The organism is Flavobacterium sp., assembly GCF_044369455.1.
Lineage (GTDB): Bacteria > Bacteroidota > Bacteroidia > Flavobacteriales > Flavobacteriaceae > Flavobacterium.
Window position 1 is genome coordinate 1 of sequence record NZ_JBIPLW010000071.1, and the last position, 3958, is coordinate 3958.

A 3958-nucleotide genomic window follows, 5' to 3' on the forward strand; every position below is an offset into this window, starting at 1 on the left:
ACGGGAAAGTCAATCGGATAAATCGCGGCTCGAGCACCGTCGGAAGCTTGAGGCGTGGGAGTGACGAAGCCAGTGTTCGCAATCTGCATTGCATCGCCGTAATCCAAAGCAACTTCTGGCATCAGAATAGTGAATTGAGTCAGTCCATTTCCTCGGTTCGGTTGCAAACGATTCGCAGCTAAGTCAGTAATCGGTGGAATCCGGATAGATCCCGTACCCGTGAACGTCGCAAAACCTTCGATTGCGAGCGTACCGGAACCAACGGGGATCGCGCGGAATCCAGTTACCCGAGCGTTGGCGATCGCAATCGCTAGCTGCTGGGCAACCTGTTCGCTTGACCAACCAACGGTAAACGGAATCCGCGTATTGGAACCAGTCACTGAATTGTTGTTGTCAAACTCAAAGGTGATTGGACTAACTGGTTGACCATTTGCGTCCGGAAAGGTCACAACCAATGTGCTGCCGTCTAAAGCAGCCGCACCGGCAGGGGCATTGTACCGAACTGTCGGCTTGTTGATCAACGTGATCTCATAGATGCTGTCGTTTCGCCAGAAACCAGCAGTCGGCGTGAGACGAATGGTTCGACTGTTGGCACTGAAGCCAAAGAAGTAGTCAGACCCCTCTACAAGCGGGCGACCGTTCTCCGTAAGGATGACCGTATTTCCGTTAACAGTAGAAGCATCGGTTCCTGTCCCCGAGAATTCATCAAGCAATATCTCGAAAAAGTCTAAATTACCCGAGGTCAATCGAACGACCGTAATCCCTTGATCTCGATCATCCCCTAGAGAATCGTTGTCGATAGGCCTAGTCAGAGTTGCAATAGGTCCAGAGAAGTCAACACGGTCAATAGCCCCACGGTCGATAAACACGTTTTGACCAAATCCATCGGGCGCGCTGACCGCAGGATCATCACTTCTCACCAAGCCATACAAATCCAAGAACGGCGCGAAGATAGTGCTTGACCCAAGGCCAACTGCCGACCGAACTTGCTCAATTGCGGCTCGATTGCCGATCGACGATATAGAAGAGTCGATAGTCCTCGAAAGAGGTGCTGGGTAAAAAAGGCCCCGCGACGGATCCACGAAAAGCGGATCGGTAGCAACAAGGCTAATCGCACCTGTCTCCGCTTGCCCTGCCGTCACATTGGTACCGTTCTGTTTGTAAATATTGTATCCAAGCTCGGTCCGTCCGATGCTTGCGGCAGCAATCTGGATACCTGTAGCGAAATTGGAAACGATGTTGTTGATGATCGTTGGCGCGGCACCGTTGTTGATGCGAATACCATCTCCAGTACCTCCGCCGTGAATCGTGTTGTTGATGATTCGGCTAACGGTCGATGGAGGAGCTCCGTTAGCATTGTTGCTATCTCTACTGATGGAGATGCCACCTGCAGCGTTGTTGAAAATAACGTTATTGATCACTACCGCTCCTGGAGCAACGTTGCCAGAATTGAGCGTTATGAGGTTTCTTACCGAGCCTGGATAAGGACGTGCACCCGTCAAGGCTGAAGCCCCCGACTGCTGTTGTGAAGCTGCATCCACGTTAACTCCGAATCCAGCCGAATCACGAATAATGCTCGATGAGACGATAAACTGCCCCTGTTCCCGGAGAATGTTTCCATCACCGAGATCTTGACCGTAATCAAAGAACGCCGATGGGCGAACGGGAAGATTTGGCGGATTGGAACGTGGAATGTACTCCGTCGTATCATTTCCGTACTCGATGGTTCGGATTGGCGCTCCACCAGTCGTAAAGTTCATTCCCCCCAGGGCATCCGCAGCAGCTGTTCCGTTCAAGAAAATCACGTCAGATCGCGCGCCAGTTACGGATGCGTTGGCGTTATCCATGTCGCCTGTCGTCGAAGCCGAAAGCTTCAAGAGCGATAGGGAAGTTGGACCATTGATGGCTCCCCGAATGGCTCGAGCGACTTGAACCGCAGTGAACGCTGGAGAGAGAGGAACGGCAATTCGCCCCGAAACTACTCCCGACTGAGGATCAGAAACAGACGTACGCACGTCAAACTCAAAAGTTGCGGTGTTATAACCATCACTCAGGGTAAAGAAAGAACCGTCTACAATTTGACTTGCCGGCGCCGTTACTTGCAGAGCGATGCTCTTGGTCAATCGATCGTTTGTATCAAAGGTACGCCCCCACTGATTGTTACCGTAGTATAGGGCTTGTGGGTCGTTCACGTTTGCGATCGATGGATCAACCAAATCCAATCGACCATTACGATCCGTTATCCCGTAGTCCGCGGCAGTTCGGATCTCCAACTGGTAGGTGCCTAGTTCCGGTTCTTCAACCGCTGGCTGACCAATCACAACGAACGGTTCGTAGAATGGAGTTTCTCGGAAAGTCTGATTATTTGCCGGAGCGTTGTAAACAACTTCTCCCCGTTCAGCGAAACCAATGATAATATCGTCGATCTGAACGCCTTGGACGGCTCCTGTATTGTTGCGTGTAGCAAATGCGGATCTCAGTGCATAGGATGTATTCGCAGTCGTCCCGGCCGTATTCAGTGCTCCAAAAGCATCTCCTGTTCGACCGCTACTTACCGATACAGGCCCCGAAAATGAACCTGTAAAAGATGTAAATGCATTATTGAAGGGGCTATGGAAGAAAATCGTGTTGTTATTGATTCGATATGTATTGATATTGGTGCTTTGCGACGGGATATTAAATCTTCCAGCTAAAGCTAACCGAATCGCGTCCCGAACTTGTATGGCAGTCATCGCGTTTGTAACAAACACAGGTACGTTACCGGCTTGCACTCCTGGTCGGCCAACGATGATAGCTTTGTCTGCTCCTCCAAGAATATCGTAGTCGCCCGCAGCGACACTGTCGGGTAGCCGAACAAAGTTTGACGCTGGGGTAGTTTGAATGTGAGTGACATTCAACAAGCTCGGCGCGTTGGTGCTTGTCGCAACCGTGTACCTATCAAGCCTAACCGGATCAGTGTACGGAGCCGTGATTCCTTCGAGTGCCGTTCGGACTTTGACTGCCAGCTCAGCAGGCGTATCTGTCGCCAAGAACGGAATATTTCTTGGACCTATCGCGTTGTCAAACGTAAAGAAATTTGCGCCGATCTTGATTCGGTCGCCAGTCTTAACACTTAAACCACTCGGAACATTCAATACCAACCCCAGGTCAAACTGAAAAGTCGTGGTTGAATTCGGAACAGCGGCTCCGATTGCGTCAACTTGGCTGAGCGAAAAAGTATGCACCGCTTCGACGTCGGGTGTTGCAGGAGAGTTGACAATCCGTTGTCCCGGGACCGCGTTGATTTCGATTCCGTTTCTTTCCGAGTCGACAACTGCGTTACCGTTTACGTCGAAGGTTTTCACACTTCGAAACGAGCCGCCTGTTGCAAATTCGAACCGCAATCGCACATCTTGCTTTCCAGCAAGTGAACCCAGATTGACTCTGGCTTGCCGCCATCCAGCGTTATCGAAGAGTTCCGTCGTTATTCCAGGGCGTCCGTAGACGTCAAAATTCTTCGAATAGGACAAATCAAATTCAGTCGCCCCTGCTTGGTTGAAAGGAGCATTGATCAACCGATTGTTCACTGTATCCGAGCTATTTACTTCCGGAGCATTATTCGTACTTAGCAGTACCCAATTGCCATCCTCCGAAGTCCCATAAACACGGAATGAATCGAATGCATTCGTGTTTGTTCCCGCCCAGCTGTTCGCGTCTTCGGTGGAGAGTCGGTAGTTGAAGTACAAATGCGGTTGATCGTCAGCAGAATAGTTGCGCAAGTCTATCAACTCGCTCTCTAAAGCACCTCGAGATCCGCCAGGCCCGGAAACGGTGTTGTAAAGTGCGGGTACATTGAAAACCGTACCCGAAAAAATACCGCGTTGAACGCCTTCAGCCGCATTGGGATCGGCAAAACCGTAGCGCAAAGAAAGGTTTCTTCCGTTGCCTGCAGCTACGGAGTTATTGAAGTGCGATGGTT

The 3958-nt window shown here is 50.8% G+C and carries 1 protein-coding gene; it reads right to left on the minus strand.

The genetic code is table 11. The features are described from left to right. Nucleotides 1–3958 (minus strand): hypothetical protein (locus ACIQ2L_RS14285; RefSeq protein WP_396160014.1); only part of this gene is annotated, 3958 nt, incomplete at both ends.